16 protein-coding genes and 1 pseudogene are annotated in these 16,360 nt (G+C 64.6%); 14 read left to right on the forward strand and 3 right to left on the reverse strand.

Going from position 1 to position 16,360, the window contains the following annotated elements; genetic code table 11:
• The first annotated feature begins 145 nt into the window (after positions 1-145).
• From WAX14_RS11125 to WAX14_RS11160, 8 genes are all read left to right on the forward strand, one after another.
• Positions 146-388: a hypothetical protein gene (locus WAX14_RS11125; RefSeq protein WP_422628137.1), complete on the forward strand. Its 243-nt coding sequence runs from the start codon at positions 146-148 to the stop codon at positions 386-388.
• Positions 389-390: 2 nt separating this feature from the next.
• Positions 391-1,053: a type II toxin-antitoxin system toxin DNA ADP-ribosyl transferase DarT gene (gene darT, locus WAX14_RS11130; protein ID WP_422628138.1), complete on the forward strand. Its 663-nt coding sequence runs from the start codon at positions 391-393 to the stop codon at positions 1,051-1,053.
• A gap of 16 nt (positions 1,054-1,069) precedes the next feature.
• Positions 1,070-2,146 (forward strand): type II toxin-antitoxin system antitoxin DNA ADP-ribosyl glycohydrolase DarG, encoded by a 1,077-nt coding sequence (gene darG, locus WAX14_RS11135; protein ID WP_422628139.1) that lies wholly within the window; start codon positions 1,070-1,072, stop codon positions 2,144-2,146.
• A gap of 59 nt (positions 2,147-2,205) precedes the next feature.
• Positions 2,206-4,446: an McrB family protein gene (locus WAX14_RS11140; protein ID WP_422628140.1), complete on the forward strand. Its 2,241-nt coding sequence runs from the start codon at positions 2,206-2,208 to the stop codon at positions 4,444-4,446.
• A complete protein-coding gene (locus WAX14_RS11145; protein ID WP_422628141.1) occupies positions 4,415-5,647 on the forward strand; it encodes an McrC family protein in 1,233 nt (410 codons plus the stop codon). Before WAX14_RS11140 ends, WAX14_RS11145 begins: the two co-directional genes overlap by 32 nt.
• A gap of 75 nt (positions 5,648-5,722) precedes the next feature.
• Positions 5,723-7,816, forward strand: coding sequence for a UvrD-helicase domain-containing protein (locus tag WAX14_RS11150; protein WP_422628142.1), 2,094 nt, complete (start codon positions 5,723-5,725; stop codon positions 7,814-7,816).
• A gap of 37 nt (positions 7,817-7,853) precedes the next feature.
• The gene (locus tag WAX14_RS11155) at positions 7,854-10,130 is read left to right on the forward strand and encodes a GmrSD restriction endonuclease domain-containing protein (protein WP_422628143.1); all 2,277 of its coding nucleotides are present in this window, start codon (positions 7,854-7,856) and stop codon (positions 10,128-10,130) included.
• A gap of 59 nt (positions 10,131-10,189) precedes the next feature.
• Positions 10,190-10,711: a hypothetical protein gene (locus tag WAX14_RS11160; RefSeq protein ID WP_422628144.1), complete on the forward strand. Its 522-nt coding sequence runs from the start codon at positions 10,190-10,192 to the stop codon at positions 10,709-10,711.
• 80 nt (positions 10,712-10,791) lie between these two features.
• Here the strand turns inward: WAX14_RS11160 and WAX14_RS11165 are convergent, their stop codons facing one another.
• Positions 10,792-11,262 (reverse strand): hypothetical protein, encoded by a 471-nt coding sequence (locus tag WAX14_RS11165; RefSeq protein ID WP_422628145.1) that lies wholly within the window; start codon positions 11,260-11,262, stop codon positions 10,792-10,794.
• Positions 11,263-11,581: 319 nt separating this feature from the next.
• On the reverse strand, positions 11,582-12,667 hold the full coding sequence (locus WAX14_RS11170; protein ID WP_422628146.1) for a hypothetical protein: 1,086 nt from the start codon (positions 12,665-12,667) through the stop codon (positions 11,582-11,584).
• A gap of 131 nt (positions 12,668-12,798) precedes the next feature.
• On the opposite strand from WAX14_RS11170, the gene WAX14_RS11175 reads away from it, so the two are divergent.
• The 5 genes and pseudogenes from WAX14_RS11175 to WAX14_RS11195 all read left to right on the forward strand — a co-directional run bounded on the left by WAX14_RS11175 (position 12,799) and on the right by WAX14_RS11195 (position 14,298).
• A complete protein-coding gene (locus WAX14_RS11175) occupies positions 12,799-13,134 on the forward strand; it encodes a hypothetical protein (protein ID WP_422628147.1) in 336 nt (111 codons plus the stop codon).
• A complete protein-coding gene (locus WAX14_RS11180; RefSeq protein ID WP_422628148.1) occupies positions 13,023-13,706 on the forward strand; it encodes a DUF4433 domain-containing protein in 684 nt (227 codons plus the stop codon). The genes WAX14_RS11175 and WAX14_RS11180 overlap by 112 nt, the downstream gene beginning before the upstream one ends.
• A 16-nt stretch (positions 13,707-13,722) precedes the next feature.
• Positions 13,723-13,872: pseudogene (locus WAX14_RS11185) on the forward strand (macro domain-containing protein); the annotation flags it as partial.
• A 23-nt stretch (positions 13,873-13,895) separates the two neighbouring features.
• Complete coding sequence (locus WAX14_RS11190; protein WP_422628149.1) at positions 13,896-14,093, forward strand: hypothetical protein; 198 nt, start codon at positions 13,896-13,898, stop codon at positions 14,091-14,093.
• Position 14,094: 1 nt separating this feature from the next.
• Positions 14,095-14,298, forward strand: a complete 204-nt coding sequence (locus tag WAX14_RS11195) for a hypothetical protein (protein ID WP_422628150.1) — start codon at positions 14,095-14,097, stop codon at positions 14,296-14,298.
• Between the two features lie 69 nt (positions 14,299-14,367).
• Here the strand turns inward: WAX14_RS11195 and WAX14_RS11200 are convergent, their stop codons facing one another.
• On the reverse strand, positions 14,368-14,976 hold the full coding sequence (locus WAX14_RS11200; RefSeq protein ID WP_422628151.1) for a GNAT family N-acetyltransferase: 609 nt from the start codon (positions 14,974-14,976) through the stop codon (positions 14,368-14,370).
• A gap of 169 nt (positions 14,977-15,145) precedes the next feature.
• On the opposite strand from WAX14_RS11200, the gene WAX14_RS11205 reads away from it, so the two are divergent.
• A complete protein-coding gene (locus WAX14_RS11205; RefSeq protein WP_422628152.1) occupies positions 15,146-16,336 on the forward strand; it encodes an NAD(P)/FAD-dependent oxidoreductase in 1,191 nt (396 codons plus the stop codon).
• The last annotated feature ends 24 nt before the right edge of the window (positions 16,337-16,360 follow it).

Here is a 16,360-nt window from a genome sequence, read left to right on the forward strand (position 1 = left end):
CCGGTACTCGTCGAGGTGGTCGAGGACCATCTTCACGGCTCGTTCACGCTGCTCGGTGGGGTAACGCTTGGGCATGATCTGCATCCTTCTCAAGGAAGGGAGCGGCATCAAACCCGGGTCGGTTCAGTCCGCTACCGATCGCAGGTTGTCCGACTGGGCGGCGGAGTGCGGCCACACGAACGCCCCGTATCAGTGGAACTCTGAGCAGCGATCCGGCATAAAGTCCGAAATCGACGCCGCGTTCTTCCATCTCTACGGCATCGACCGCGACGACGTGGACTACATCATGGACACGTTCCCCATCGTCAAGCGCAAGGATGAAGCCGCGCACGGCGAGTACCGCACCAAGCGCATGATTCTGGAAGCCTACGACAGGATGTCAGCCTGACCGTGCCCCGCCCGAAACCGACATACATCGCGCACTTCACCCACATCGACAACCTGGCCGCGATCACGCGGCACGGTTTGTTCTCCGACACCCGGACCCGCGCAGAATCCGTTCCGTTCTCCGAAGCCGGAGAACCAGCAATCAAATCTCGTCGTCGGGAGCAGCGGGTGAAAGCGGATCCCGGCGGTGTCGTCGCCGATTACGTCCCGTTCTATTACGCACCACGAAGCCCCATGATGTACCGGCTGCATCGCGGTGGCGTCCCGACCTTCACCGGTAACACACACGACCTTGTCTACCTGGTGACGTCGATCGAGCACCTGATTTATCACGGCCATCGATTGGTCTTCACCGATCGGAACGCCGCCGCCAAGTTCGCTGTGCATTCCAACAGGGTCACCGATCTCGACGATCTCGTCGATTGGGATCTGATGACGGCAGACGACTGGTCCAACACGGACGACGATCCCGATCGCAAGTCCCGCCGAATGGCCGAATGCCTCGCATATGAAGGTGTGATCTGGGACGCGATCACGCAGGTCACGGCGTTCGACGAGCAGCGTGCATCACGTGTCGAAGCGATACTGTCAAGCGCGCTGAACACGCCGACTACCCTGGGCGCAGAAGCACCCGCTGTGCGGGTCAACCCACGTGCGTACTTTTGAGGAGGAGGAAGCGACGATGCTGACCATCGCATCCGGAAACCTCCTGCACGCCGATGCGGACGCCCTGGTCAACACCGTCAACACCGTGGGCGTGATGGGGAAAGGCATCGCACTGCAGTTCCGGCGGGCATACCCGCAGATGTTCACCGAGTACGTCCGTGCCTGCAAGAACGGCGAGGTGCAACTCGGCCACATGCACGTATGGGAGACCGGCGCCCTCGACGGGCCACGATTCGTGATCAACTTCCCCACCAAACAACACTGGCGAGCATCCTCTCGGCTACCGGACATCGAGGACGGCCTGACCGATCTCGTGAAGATCGTGCGCGACCTCGGCATCACTTCGATTGCGATCCCTCCGCTGGGCTGCGGCAACGGCGGGCTGAACTGGGCCGACGTCGAACCGCTGATCCGCGCTGCCTTCGTCGACCTTCCCGACGTCGAAGTCCTGGTGTTTCCGCCCGGCGAGACGCCGCGCGCACGCGAGATGCCGAACGCAACGTCCGAGCCGACGATGACCGCCGGTCGCGCCGCACTGGTCACCGCACTCGATCGGTACTCGCAGCTTGCGCTCGGCGCCTCGCCCATCGAAGTCCAGAAGCTCATGTACTTCCTTCAGGTGCTCGGCGAACCCCTCAAACTGCGGTTCGAGAAGAACCGGTACGGCCCGTACGCCGACAACCTGCGTCACGTCCTCAACACCATCGAAGGGCACTTCGTCAGCGGCTTCGGGGACGGCTCCGCACCGGTACTCGATGCCGAATCCCTCTCCGTGCTGCCGGGGGCAGTGAACGACGCGCAGCGGGTGCTGGCGGCACATCCCGATACGGTCTCGCGACTCACGGCGCTCTCGGAGTTGATCGACGGATTCGAATCGCGATACGGCATGGAACTGCTCGCCACGGTCCATTGGGTGGTCCGCGAAGATCCCCTCGCCGCCGACGACCTTCCCCGCACGGCGCGGGCCGTGCAGGAGTGGACCCCGCGCAAGCGCGGCCTGTTCACCGACGACCACATCGAACTGGCCTGGACGACACTGCGCGACCACGGACTCTTCGCGGCGCCGGTGGCAGCCGGCAGCGAACACCGCTGAGCTCGACACCTGCATGACACGTTCCGCATCGTGTCGTGCAGGTGTGGCAAGGTGGCGCCATGCCGCAACCGTCGCCCGCTTCCGCACCCGGCACGATCGAGCACACCGGTAGAGAACTCATCGAAGCCGGGCTCGGCCGGGGCGACTCCCTGCTCACCCCGGGCCGCGCGATCTGGACGCCGGAACACCTCGCCGAGCTGGCGAACGACTTCGTGGCGAACCCGGACGCCGGCAGCGGCACGTTCTTCGAGAAGCTGCACACCCAATTGAAGGACACCTCGACCGAAGCGATCCAACTGTTCGCCGAGCTTTTCATTCTCAACGTGCTGCCCATCATCAACGTCAGCGGCTATCTCAAAGTTCAGAACACCAAGTCGATCCTCGAACTGTGCGACCCGCCGGTCGCGCTCTCCCGCACCATCGAAGATGTTCTCCGCTCGGACGGCGTGTACCTCGGCGGGCAGGCATTCACCAGCAACCGGTGGCGGCAGCTCGCCTACCTCGTCGAGGTCGCCCAGCACATCCTGTCGCTGCCGCCCGACGAGCGACACACCGCGCTCCAGGACCCACTCGTGTTCCAATCCTTGGTTCGGGAAGTCAGCACCGGTCAGCGAGCACAGCGACAATCGTTGCTGCATCTCGCATTCCCCGAATACTTCCTGCCGATCGTCAGCGTCGATCATCTCCGCCGGATCCGCGACACCTTCGCTCCGCAGTACCTCGGCCACGCCGCCACCGACAATCTCGATGCCGACCTGCACACCATCGTTGCCGCCATCGAAGAGTCCGTGGGAGGTCCCGTCGACTTCTACACCTCGCCGTGGGAAGAACAATGGAACCCGCCGGCCCCCACAGCGGCAGAACCCACCGACGAGATCCCACATGCTTGGAAGGTGTATGGCTCCAACATTATCGGTGAAGATATGGTGCCGGTATGGCGCACCAAGGGCACCGTCTCTCTCGCCGCCAAGCTACTGCGCGCCGTGGAACCGGACGTCACCCGCGATGAGCTCAAGGCATTCGTCGAGGAGGACTACCGCTCGTCCGGGTACGCCGCCCGGCAGGAGAAGGTCGACGAGTTCTACTCCTTCCTCGCGCGGATGCACCCCGGCGACCTGATCGTCACCGTCAGTCAGGGACGCACCTGGTTCGGTACCGTCACCGGAGACGCCGAATACGTGCGCAGCAGTGACGGACGGTCGAACCTGCGGCGCCCTGTCAAATGGGAATCGCGTCACGTGCCGAGTTCGGATCTGCCACTCGAAATCGCGTCACGCCTCACGGCACAGGGCGATGTCGTCGATCTGACCGGCCAAATCGACACCATCCGCGAGCTCATGGGGCAGCGTCGACCGACCGCTGCGCATTCGGCACTCAACATTCCCGACGCCAACGACGCTCTCGCGCGGCGTCTGCACGTGCCGCGCGAGTGGTTGCAGGAATGTGTGGAACTGCTGCGCGACCGTCCGCAGATGATCTTCTACGGGCCTCCGGGCACCGGGAAGACTTATCTGGCACAGAAACTCGCGCATCACCTCACCGACGAATCCAAAGTCAAGATCGTGCAGTTCCATCCCGCATACTCCTACGAGGACTTCTTCGAGGGCTACCGGCCGGCCCAACAGGGCGCAGGTCAGGTGGGTTTCGAGTTGCGGCCCGGGCCTCTGCGCACCCTGGTGGACAATGCCGTCGAGAACCCCGACGCAGTATTCGTTCTCATCATCGACGAGATCAACCGCGGGAACCTCGCGAAGATCTTCGGCGAACTCTACTTCCTCCTCGAATACCGCAACGAGAGCATCGATCTGCTCTACGGGTCCGGCGATTCCCAGCCGTTCATGCTCCCCCGTAACGTGATCATTCTCGGCACCATGAACACCGCCGACCGCTCCATCGCTCTGGTCGACGCCGCGATGCGCCGACGATTCGCGTTCCTCGCCTTGCACCCGTCCGAAGAGCCGACCAACGGTATCCTCCGCAGCTGGTTGCGCTCGCAGGGCTACTCGGCCGAAACTGCCGATCTCCTCGACGAACTCAACAACCTCATCGAAGACGACGACTTCAAGATCGGACCGTCGTACTTCATGCGCCCCGCCGTGTTCGAACCGGACGGTCTCGAGCGCGTGTGGAAGTACAACATCCTGCCGCTGCTCGAAGAGTTCCACTACGGGGACCGCAGCATCGATGTCGCCGGCCGTTACGGACTGTCCGCGATCCGTAAACGTGTGGCCGCCATGTCCGCACCTATCACCGAGGACGACACCGACGATGCGACCGACGCTGACGCTGACCGAGGGTGACCCGCCGCTGGATGTCGCACTCGGTCTCGACGAATACGAGGCGCTGCGGCGGCACGCGATCGTCGACGTCGTGCCCACCCTCGACGCCGGCCGGTACACGATCTCTGCAGGCCGCAAGATCGGTGCCGTGTCCGTCGGCGCGCGACAGATCATCGTCCGGCCCAAGATCACCGATCTGAACCGGCTCGTATTCCTCCTCGGCTACACCCGCCACCGCGACCTGTGGCGGGACGACAAAGTGCGGTTGACCGAAGCCGACGAACTTCTGCCCGCGCTGGCCGCAGTATTCTCGCGGCTCGCGGCGCACGCCACCGAGCAGGGACTACTGCAGGGCTACCGTGCTGTGACCGACACCCTGCCCGTGCTCCGCGGCCGGGTCCGCGCGAGCGAACAGATGACCCGACAGTTCGGTCTCCCCGTCCCGCTGGCCGTCGAATACGACGACTTCACCGTCGACATCGCCGAGAACCGCATCCTGCTCGCGGCGACACTTCGCCTGCTCCGCGTTCCGCGACTGGCATCCGACGCGCGCCGGCGCCTGCAACGGCTGCGCATCGCCCTGAGCGACGTCACCGCACCCACCCGCGGTGATGCGCCGCCCTGGTGGTATCCGAGCCGGCTCAACAACCGATACAGCGACGCGCTGGCGCTCGCGGAGGTGGTGCTGGCGGCGCAGTCGTTCGAGCACCGGGTCGGTGATCTCGTCGTCACCGGCTTCATGTTCGACATGTGGCGGATCTTCGAAGACTTCGTGTGCACCGCGCTCGGTGAGTCCTTGATGCGTCGGTCCGGCCGGTACGCAACGCAACATTCGCTCTACCTGGACGAGGCCACCCGAGTCCGTATGAAGCCGGACCTCGTCTGGCTCGACGGCACGCGGACCGTCCGAGCGGTCATCGACGCCAAGTACAAGGCGGAGCGTCCCGCCGGGTTCCCCGACGCCGATCTGTACCAGATGCTCGCGTACTGCACAGCCCTCGGACTCCGCCACGGCCATCTCGTCTATGCGAAAGGCAACGAACCCGTCCGGTCTCACCGTGTGCGCCGATCCGGGATTCAGCTGCACTGCCACACACTAGATCTCGCCTCTCACCCGGCCGCGCTGCTCACGCAAGTGGACACCCTTGCCGATCTGATCGCCAGCGCGGATACATCTCCGAGCACCGGCTCGATCGGGCTCGCGGTCGGTCCACCACGGTAATGTCCGACGTCATCGGGACGACTACCTGACGGGCGCGCGCACTTCGGCATGCCCACCGGCACGAGAGGCGGCGCGTTGGCATCACTGGCGATCGACAAGGATTTCCTGCTCGACTTCGCGAAACTCGAGCCGACCGTCCAGACGCGAGTGAGCGAGGTGTTCGAGAAGTTCGACACCGCGACTCACACCGGATTGCACCTCGAGAAGATCAAGAACGCCCGCAACCCGCAGTTCCGGTCGATCCGCATCACCCAGTTCTGGCGCGGCATCGTCCTCGCCCCACGCAGCGGCGACACCTACACGCTGCTGAAGGTCCTCCCCCACGACGACGCCTACGTGTGGGCCGAACGCCGGAATGTATCGGTCAACCAGGCCACCGGCTGCATCGAGGTCCGCGACGATGCGGCGCTCGACGAGCACCTCGCCCATCTCGGGCAGCAATCCACCGCCCCCACGGGTAGCTACCTGTTCGAGCACATCAAGGACGGCGAACTCGTCCGCCTGGGACTCGACGAGAAAGCCATTCGCTTCGCGCGCCTGCTCACCGACGATTCCCAGCTCGACGCCGCGCAACCGTACTTCCCCACCATCCAGTGGCAGGTGCTCTACGGGCTCGCCGCCGGAATGACCCCCGACGAGGTGTGGGCGGACCTCGGGGCCGCCATCCTCGACGGTCCCGTCGACACCGACGACCTCGACGCCGCCGTTCAGCGCAGCTCCGACCGTGTTCTGCTTGTCGACGGACCCGACGAGATGATGGCCGTGTTCGCCAACCCCTTCGCGTTGTGGCGGATCTACCTGCATCCCGCGCAGCAGTCGGTGGTCGACGCCTCCTACCGCGGGCCGGCCCGGGTGACGGGTGGGCCGGGAACCGGCAAGACCGTCGTCGCGCTGCACCGGGCACGCAGGCTCGCCGAGCGCGGTGACGGCCAGGTCCTCGTCACCACCTTCACCTCGACCCTCGCCGACTCCCTCGAGGACGGCGTGCTCATGCTCACCGACGGCTCCGACATCGCCTCGCGCATTACCGTCGCGCACGTCGACCGTCTCGCGCACCGCGTCTTCCGTGACGCCCACGGCAGCCCCCGCATGATGAGCTCCGCCGACGAGAAGAAGCTCTGGCGCAGCATCATCGACGATCTCGGCATCGACTTCACCGAAACCTTCCTCGGCGAGGAATGGCGGCAGGTCGTCCTCGCCCAGCAGGCCGACTCCGCGGAACGGTATCTCGCGGCGAAACGCACCGGACGCGGACGCCGCCTCGGCGCCACCCAGAAAGCGATGGTGTGGCAATCGATTTGGGAGTTCGAGAACGCACTCGACACCCGCGGCATGCACACCCACGAAACCGTCCGGCGCGCGGCCACGAAAATTCTCGAGCAGACGACGGACAAGCCCTACCGGCACATCGTCGTCGACGAAGCGCAGGACCTGAGCCCCGACCAGTGGCGGCTCCTGCGCGCCGCTGTCCCCGAAGACACCGACGATCTGTTCCTCGCCGGCGACACTCACCAGCGCATCTACAACAATCATGTGACCCTTCGCGAGGTCGGCATCAACGTCACGGGACGCTCGAGCAGGCTGTCCATCAACTACCGCACCACCGCGGAGATCCTCCGCTGGAGCCTCGGGCTGATGCACGGCAGCCGCGTCGACGACATGAACGACCACCTCGACTCGATCGCCGGATGCCGCTCCGAAATCCACGGCGATGCACCCGTCGTCGAAGGTTTCGGCACCCGCGACGTCGAGTTCTCCTTCGTCGCGGAGAAAGTGCAGGAATGGATCGACAACGGGATAGCACCGTCCGAGATCGGAATCGCGGTACGGTCCAAGCGGCTCGGCGAAGCACTCGCGAAGAGCCTGACCAAACACAGCATTGTCGCCGTTGATCTTGCCGATACTCGCGGCAGCGGCGACGGTGTCTCCATCGGCACCATGCATCGCATGAAGGGCCTCGAATTCCGGTGCCTCGCCGTCAGCGCTGTCACCAACGCACAGCTGCCCGCACCGAACGCCGTGACGCCCGCCGACCAGGACGAGAACACCCACACCCGCGACCTGCAACGTGAGCGCTGCCTGCTGTTCGTCGCGTGCACCCGCGCGCGGGAGCAGTTGCTCGTCACCTGGCATGGTGAACCCAGCCCGTTCCTCGCCCCGCTCGTCTGATCTACCATCGCCACACGCAGTAACAGAGAGGTTTCCGATGCCGAAGCTGTCCACCCTGCTCGACGAAATCGATTCGGGCACAGTCCTGTTGCCCGAGTTTCAGCGTGGCTACGTGTGGAATCGCGATCAGGTTCGTGGACTGATGCGGTCGCTGTACCGGGAATATCCCGTCGGTGGGCTGCTCATGTGGGAGACATCGACCAGCGATGTCGCGGTGCGCGGGCAGATCACCACCGGCGGTGTCCGCCAACTCCTGCTCGACGGGCAGCAGCGCGTGACGTCGCTGTACGGGGTGGTTCGCGGCACCCCGCCGCCGTTTTTCGAAGGCGCCGAGTCGGCGTTCACCGGTGTGTACTTCAACGTCGAATCCGAGGTGTTCGAGTTCTACCGGCCGACCATCATGGCGGACGATCCGTGTTGGATCAGCGTCACGAAGTTGTTCCAGAGCAGCGCGGCCTCGTTCTACCCCACCTTCGCCGACCACCCCGATGCGGCCACCTACCTGGATCGCTTGAATACGCTGGCGCAGATCAAAGATCGCAGCTTCAATGTCGAGAAGATCACCGGCTCCGACAAGTCCGTGGACGAAGTGGTCGAGATCTTCAACCGGGTGAACTCGGGCGGAACCAAGCTGTCGAAAGGCGACCTCGCACTCGCCTCGCTGTGCGCGCAATGGCCCGCTGCTCGCCAGGAGATGCGCGATCACCTCGCGGTCTGGGAGAAGGCGGGATTCGAGTTTTCGTTGGAATGGCTGCTGCGAAACGCCACAGCGGTCGCGCGTGGTCGTGCATTGTTCACCGCTCTGAGCACGGTCCCGGCCGACGAGTTCGAGCGGTCCCTGACCGCATCCGTTGCCCACGTCGGAACGTTTCTCGACGCCGTGGCCGGGCGGCTCGGGCTCGATCATGACCGGGTGCTCATGGGACGTGCCGCAATACCCGTCGTCTCACGCCTGCTCGCACTGAACGGCGGGAAGTTTACCAATGCCGCACATCGTGACAAGGTGCTGTACTGGTACGTTCACTCCGCACTGTGGGGACGCTTCGGCGGATCAATGGAAACGTACCTCCAACAGGACTACGACACCGCCCGCGACACCGGCGTGGACGGACTCATCGCCACCCTCGAACGGGTGCGCGGCGGCCGGCTCGAGGTTCTCCCACACGATTTCGACGGCTCCACCCGCGGATCCCGCTTCTACCCGCTGCTGTATCTGCTGACGCGAGTGAAAGGTGCTCGCGACTTCGGAAGTGGCCTGGAGTTACGGGCAGAACTTTTGGGCAAGCTCACCAGCCTGCAAGTGCACCACATCTTTCCGAAGGCGTATCTGCGTGATCACTACGACCGGAACCAGGTCAATGCGATCGCGAACTTCTGCTTCCTGACCCAGGCCACCAATTTGGAGATCGGAAAGCGTGCTCCCGAGGAGTACTTTGCGGAAGTCGAAGCGAAGCACCCCGGTGTTCTGGCATCGCAGTGGATTCCGACCGACCCCGCCTTGTGGACGGTGGACAGGTACCCCGATTTCCTGGCAGCACGCCGAGAATTGCTCGCCGATGCGGCCCAGTCCTTTCTGGACGCGCTTCGGTCCGGTTCGCAGTCCTCAGAGGTTTCCCTGCAACCGTTGGCGATCAGCGACATCGAGCCCGACGATCCACGCACGCTGCAGGTCCAGGCCATGATCGGCGAACTACGACAGTTGGGTTTCGCCGAACCGATCACCGACACCGAAATCACCGATCCGCGCAGCGGACGATTCCTGGCGATGGCGGAAGCCTACTGGCCGGACGGACTGCAGCACGGCGTCGGTGAACCGGTGATCCTCGAGCTCGATCCCGACGAAGCGGACCTCCCGCGATTACAGGAACTCGGCTACAAGGTCATCACGTCGGTCGACGCACTGCTCGGATTTGTCAACACACTCAACGAGGTAGCCGCGGGCGTCGTGGCGTCGGACGCACCGGTCAGCAGCGCCTCGCCTGCCACAGCACCAGACATCAGCGACCTCGAAGCCGAGTTCGGAACGCGCATGCACCACACATACGAACGCGCGCGACGCGAAGCCGGGTATCACGCGACCCCGCTCCTCGACATGATTACCGACCTCGGTCCGCATGCGACAGCCAAGCAGCTCCTCGCATCACGCACCCTCTCCGACGGCTTCTCCGAACTGTGGGAGCGGGGACGCATCGACCTGACCGTGGAGGCTCTGGTCGTCGACCCGGCCTTCGCTCCCCTGTTCACCAATACCGAACTCGAAGTCGCGCGGCACCGTCTCATCCAGTTCGGGTATTCACCGGACTCGTCCGCGTGAGGGAAACTGAACCTCCCATCCGAAACGAGAACCTCGGTGGGAATGATGAAAGAAGAACGATGACAAGAGATTCCGCCCGTACCCAGTCCGATTGGAACGAAATCGACTGGTACGTCAACTTCGGCGAGGCAAACGCGTCGCGCAATTGGGACGACGCCCGCAAGTACGGATTCGTCTCCGCCGGCGGACGCAGGACGTACTCCGACGCCATCCAGAAGATGCAGGTCGGCGATCGTGTTTTCGCCTACACTCCGAAGGTCGGCTACGCGGGTGTCGGCACCGTCACCGGGCCTGCAGCACCCGCCGACCACACGTCTCTCACCGTCGACGGCAAGCAGGTGAGCTTCCGCAGTCTCGAGGTCAATGCTCCCTACGGCAAAGAGGTCGCCGACCCCGATCCTGAGGAGGACTACCGCGAATGGATCGTTCCGGTGAGCTGGGAGCGGACCGTCGACCGGGAGCGTGCACTGCGGATTCCCGGTCTGTTCGCGAACCCGAACACTGCGTGCAGACTCCGCGACCAGTTCACGATCGACCAGGTCACCGAATTCTTCGGCATCGCCGCGAGTGCAGCGCGCTGACACCGATCGAGTAGCGGCGCCGGTCGATCATGCTCGTCGTCGGCGAAAAGACCGGCCGGTGACCGAAGCGGCACAAGGTGTCAGTCGACGGTGTGCTCTTCGAGCCATGCGAGCGCCGATGCCGGCAGACGCGGTGCGAGCCAACCCCACTGTTCTTCGTCCAGTTGGACTGGGGACGATGCCTGCTTGTTGCGACTGAGGGGAACCCGGTTCGTCCACAGTCCCGAACTCTTCATTTCCCCGGAGTCGATCCACCGCTCCGGCGGTAGACATCGGACGGTCCAGTTGACGAACGCGTATCCGTCGCGGGAAAACCAGGGGCCGGAGGTGATCCGGGCGATGGCCACGATCTTGCCCGGGTCGCGGTTGGTTGCGTGGGCATCTACACGGTAGACCACCGCGATGTCCCCGTCGTCCACGGATTTGGCGTTCACCCGCACCGAGTAGCTACTCGGGTCGGGGTCGGTCAGGATGTCGTAGGAAGGACTGAACCCGGTAGGATCGACCCACCCATACGACGGGTCGTTGACCTGGGGATTGTTGAAAAACATCAGGACTCGGTGGCCATGAACATCGGCCTTGGGAGTTGCGCGGGGCGAGTTGTCGTTCACGGGCGTCCCCCGAGTGAAGCAGTCGAGTCCGCCCGGCGACCCGCTGTGTGCCGTGAATTGCGCATCAGGCTCTCCCTTCGTGAGTGTGCATCCGATCGAACCCTGCATGCGCTGACTCGTCCGGGATGCGCCGCGGCATGTCGCACACTTCATGTTGAGGAGCAGCAGGCATCGACACGCTGTCTCGCTGCGAGTAGGTGGCGAAGCGCACCGTGCCGCTGGCAACGTCCAGCCTTATCCGGCGCACTCGATCTGCTCGTCAAGCATGCTCCCGGTGGATCGCGACGATCGTGTCGGGCTCGATCTCGCGGAGGCACCCGTCGTCACGGCGCACGGCGTACCGCGTGTACCCGCCCCAAGCTGAACCGACGTCCTCGATGATGAGCGTGCCGATCTGCAACTCGTGCGGATCGTCGACATCGGGCGGATACATGTGCCGGCGCCGCCCGTCGAAGTTGAACAAGTGTGCGGCGATGTACTCGCCGGTGTGCGGTCCGCGTTCGTCGTCGAAACCGGCATCGACGTTGTAGTGCCAGCCATAGCCGCAGGCCCCACACACCCATCGGGGCGAATCCGGACCGACATCGCACCCGCCCATCGTCGACCACGGCTCGTCGTCGAGCCACTGTGGTCCCGGTGGCATTCCGTAGACGACTTCACTGGTTCGGCACACATCGCAGCGTGGGCACCTCGGTTGCAGCGAGAATCGGTACTCGACGAAACTCGTGAACCCCCCGCTGCTCATCGCCTGGTGACACTGGGTGCACAGTACGGCCGAGCGGTCCGCGGCATCGGTGTCGGCGGCTGCGACCTCGGCAAGGTGCACGTGGATCCGGTCACGGGCAGCGGCTCCGCGCAGGTTCACTTGGTCGCCGCAGGCGGCGCAGAATCCGCCGGACCCGAGGAGGATTCGGGCGGCTTCGGCGTCCGAGCGCGGCTCGTCGCGAGATAGACCGGACGAGCGCGGCAGAACGCCGAACCGCTCCTCGTACATCGACAGCACGACGAGGAGGCGGTCGGCCGCATCGTCGTCGATCGGGCCTGGAGCCACCGGCAGCGTGGTCAGCAGATTTGCCTCGATATCCGGTACCGAAGGCAACGTGAGTCGACACTCCTCGACAACCTCGACATTCTTTCCTCGTCGGGTATTGCCCAGTCGCTCCACGCACAGCACCGTGCGGGGGTCGGTGGCGAGAACTGTGACGATCACATCGTCGGCGGCCGCAGCGGTGGGGATCAGCCACGGCCGATAGGGCGAACGCCGTTCGAGGTATGCGACCACGGCGTCCTTCCACGGACGACCTTCGGCCAGGAACACACGTTGACCTCCGCTGCGAACGAGCATGGACACAGTGTGCAGCAAAGGTCCGACAGATCCCGCTACCTGCGCTGCGGCACAGCATGTCCGGTGTCGGCCGTACCGCGCCGCAAACGACTAGATTCGCAATCCTGATCTACAACCAGGGGAACGCACGGATGGCCGGTTCGACCATGCGATTGGCATTCACCACGCCTGCCTCGTTCGTCGTCGACCACGGCAGACGCGCGCGCTTCTCGTGCGTGCGGCCCGACGTGGTGCGCATGAGCAGGGTGGACATTCTCGACGTTCATCGCCAGGTCATCGACGACTACCGTTCCTTCACGGTGATTGCGCTGGCGAACAGCCAGGTGGGCGAGCTCGAGAAGTGCCTGCGATTCGGATGTCCGGAGGGTGCCGAGCCGGTCACGTTCGCCCGCTACACCGCGCACGATCACGGCGAGGATCGCACGAAGCGCATGATCTTGGAAGCCTACGACAGGATGTCAGCCTGACCGTGCCCCGCCCGAAACCGACATGCATCGCGCATTTCACCCACATCGACAACCTGGCCGCAATCACGCGGCACGGTTTGTTCTCCGACACCCTGACTCGCGCAGAGGCGGTTCCGTTCTATTACGCACCACGAAGCCCCATGATGTACCGGCTGCATCGCGGCGGCATCCCGACCTTCACCAGCAATACACACGACCTCGTCTACCTGGTGACGTCGATCGAGCATCTGCTTGATCACGGCCATCGATTGGTCTTCACCGATCGCAACGCCGCCGCCATGTTCGCTGCGCATTCCAACAGGGTCACCGGCCTCGACGATCTCGTCGATTGGGATCTGATGACGGCAGACGACTGGTCCAACACGGACGACGATCCCGATCGCAAGTCCCGGCGAATGGCCGAATGCCTCGCATATGAAGGTGTGGCGTGGGACGCGATCACGCAGGTCACGGCGTTCGACGAGCAGCGTGCATCACGTGTCGAAGCGATACTGTCAAGCGCGCTGAACACGCCGACTACCCTGGGCGCAGAAGCACCCGCTGTGCAGGTCAACCCACGTGCAGACTCTTGAGGAGGAGGGAACGACGATGCTGACCATTGCATCCGGAAACCTCCTGCACTCCGATGCGGACGCCCTGGTCAACACCGTCAACACCGTGGGCGTGATGGGGAAAGGCATCGCACTGCAGTTCCGGCGGGCCTACTCGCAGATGTTCACCGAGTACGTCTGTGCCTGCTGGCCCACCTGCGCAACGAACCATTGACCGGGCACGTGCTACCGGTCGACCTCGACATGCTCAGCGCGGTGCGAGAATCCGATTCGGATATGTCCACCGACGGCTACCTCGACCTCCACAGCGGGGAGGTGGTCGGCGCGGACGCCACCGTCGATGTGGAGGCGGACCCGGAGCGTTGGCTTCGATTCGAGACCGTCGGTTCGCGGGACGGCTGGGAATGATATGGCCGTCTTCGCCGGCCGCCAACGCGACACCGCGCTGTGCGAACGGTTGGAACATGCCGGCGAGGGCACGGGCGCATTCCGTCGCTTCCGCGACCTCGTCGACGCGGAGGGGCTCACCGCTCGATGGTCGCTGTTTCGCACCGACCGCCAACTCGGGTGCGCACGGGAATTCCTTGCCGACAACGGTATCCGCGTGGGTTGAATCCTGTCGAGTGAGCAGTTCTCGTCGGTTCTGCTCCCAATTTTCGACAACTTCTGCGCACTCGACCGCCTACCGCGGGGTGCGCCACATGGCCCAGAGGGTGGGGCCTCCGTCGGGGATGACGATCTCGCCGGTGACCGCGAACCCGAACCGCTCGTAGTAGCCGATGTTCGATTCCTTGCTGGATTCGAGGTAGGCGGGCACCCGCGCCTCGTCGCAGTGGTCGAGACGCGAACGCAGCAGTGCGCTGCCGTAGCCGCCGCCGCGCGCCGCGGTGGACGTTCCGATCGCCGACAGGTACCAGTGCGGTTCGGCCGGATGACCGGCTTCCAGTGCTTCGCTGACCACCGCGCCGACGCGCGCTCGTCGTCCGAGTGCGGCGATCATGCCGGGCATCATGCGCATCGTTGTCAGTGTCGACGGTTTCCACGCGCCGGGTGGTGCCCAGAGGGTCGCGCCGCCCACGACGCCGGCGGCGCTTTCGGCGATATCGACCCCGTCTGCGGGGAGCAGGTGGAATGTGGCTTCGGTGGCGAACATTCGCTTCAGACCGCGGACGCGGTGCCGCTCGTCCGGCCACATCCATTCCATCACCGGATCGTCGGAGAAGGCGTCGGCGAGGACCGCTGCGACCGCGGGGACGTCGGATTTAGCGGCGGGGCGCACGGTGACCGTCATGACGCCAGACGCTACCGGCCCCGGTCCCCGACTGCGCTCTCGGTCCCCGACGGTCCTCTCGGGAATCGGCGGTCCGGTTTACCTCGTCGTCACATGTCGTCATCTCCCCGTGTTTCTTTACATGCAACACTGTACATTGACACGAAACAACGATCTGCGAGGATGACCGATGACAGAGAGCGCCCGTGTAGTAATCGTCGGCGGCGGACTCGAAGGCCTGGCGACGGCATGGTCCCTCGCCGAACGCGGCGAGACCGACGTCCTCGTTCTCGAGCGGAACACACTGTGCTCCGGCATGACAGGGAAATCCAGCGGCATCGTCCGATGCCACTACGGTGTGCCGTCGCTCGCCGCGATGGCCTGGCACGGCGTCCAGGTATTCAGCAACGCCGACGAGATCTTCGGCACCGACATCGGATTCCGCCAGACCGGCTACATCGTCGGCGTCGGCGACAACAACACCGGCCCACTCACGGCGAACGTCGCGATGCACCGCGACCTCGGTGTTCCGGTCGAGACCATCGACGCCGACGCGGTGCGCCGACTCTGGCCGGGCATCGCCCTCGACGACTTCGCTGCCTTCGCCTACGAACCACTCGGCGGACACGGCGACGCCTACATGACGGGCATGGCCTACGGAACCCGCGCCCGCAGCCTCGGGGTGCGGGTCCGGCAATCCACCGAGGTCGTCGCACTGCTGCAACGCGAAGGCGGCGACGTGTACGGGGTGACCCTCGCCGACGGCAGCGAAATCCACGCCGACACTGTCGTTCTCGCGACCGGAGTGTGGTCACCGACACTCGGCGCGACCGTGGGCCTGGACCTACCGATCCGGACGCAGCGCGAACCTATCCTCCTGGTCGACCAGGGCGAGCCCACCCCCGACGTGCCGACCTTCTCAGATCTGGTGAACCTGCACTACGTGCGCCGGGAACCGAACGGCGAATTGCTGGTCGGCAACAGCGACCACTCGTCCCCCGAGATCGCCGACCCCGACGCGTATTCCAACCGTGCCGCCGACGACTACATCGAGACCGCCGTCGGCAAACTCGAACGACTGCTCCCGAACATGCCCGATCCGCGTCTCGCGTCGTCGTACGCGGGGTGCTACGACATCACCCCCGACTACAACCCGATCATCGGCCCCGCCCCCGCGCCGGGACTGTTCCTGCTCGTCGGGTTCAGCGGGCACGGCTACAAGATTTCGCCCGCCGTCGGCCGGCTGGCCGCGGACCTGCTGCTCGACGGTATCTCGAGCGATCCCGCCGTCGACGGCAACGACTTCCGCTTTTCCCGGTTCGCCGAGGGCACACCGCTGGTGAGCCTCAATCCCTATGTGGGTGCGGGCGAGATGCGCTGACGCGCCGGTGCGCGGTTTTGGTAG

The organism is Rhodococcus sp. (in: high G+C Gram-positive bacteria) (genome assembly GCF_049299235.1).
Lineage (GTDB): Bacteria > Actinomycetota > Actinomycetes > Mycobacteriales > Mycobacteriaceae > Rhodococcus.

Bases quoted from the DNA above. Each gene is read 5' to 3' on its own strand.
- WAX14_RS11165 (WP_422628145.1), bottom strand. From the start codon at position 11,262: ATGTTTTTCAACAATCCCCAGGTCAACGACCCGTCGTATGGGTGGGTC.
- WAX14_RS11195 (WP_422628150.1), top strand. From the start codon at position 14,095: ATGGCCGTCTTCGCCGGCCGCCAACGCGACACCGCGCTGTGCGAACGG.
- WAX14_RS11145 (WP_422628141.1), top strand. From the start codon at position 4,415: ATGCGACCGACGCTGACGCTGACCGAGGGTGACCCGCCGCTGGATGTC.
- WAX14_RS11205 (WP_422628152.1), top strand. From the start codon at position 15,146: ATGACAGAGAGCGCCCGTGTAGTAATCGTCGGCGGCGGACTCGAAGGC.
- WAX14_RS11200 (WP_422628151.1), bottom strand. From the start codon at position 14,976: ATGACGGTCACCGTGCGCCCCGCCGCTAAATCCGACGTCCCCGCGGTC.
- WAX14_RS11180 (WP_422628148.1), top strand. From the start codon at position 13,023: ATGTCCGGAGGGTGCCGAGCCGGTCACGTTCGCCCGCTACACCGCGCA.
- darG (WP_422628139.1), top strand. From the start codon at position 1,070: ATGCTGACCATCGCATCCGGAAACCTCCTGCACGCCGATGCGGACGCC.
- WAX14_RS11175 (WP_422628147.1), top strand. From the start codon at position 12,799: ATGGCCGGTTCGACCATGCGATTGGCATTCACCACGCCTGCCTCGTTC.
- WAX14_RS11155 (WP_422628143.1), top strand. From the start codon at position 7,854: ATGCCGAAGCTGTCCACCCTGCTCGACGAAATCGATTCGGGCACAGTC.
- WAX14_RS11160 (WP_422628144.1), top strand. From the start codon at position 10,190: ATGACAAGAGATTCCGCCCGTACCCAGTCCGATTGGAACGAAATCGAC.
- WAX14_RS11170 (WP_422628146.1), bottom strand. From the start codon at position 12,667: ATGCTCGTTCGCAGCGGAGGTCAACGTGTGTTCCTGGCCGAAGGTCGT.
- WAX14_RS11140 (WP_422628140.1), top strand. From the start codon at position 2,206: ATGCCGCAACCGTCGCCCGCTTCCGCACCCGGCACGATCGAGCACACC.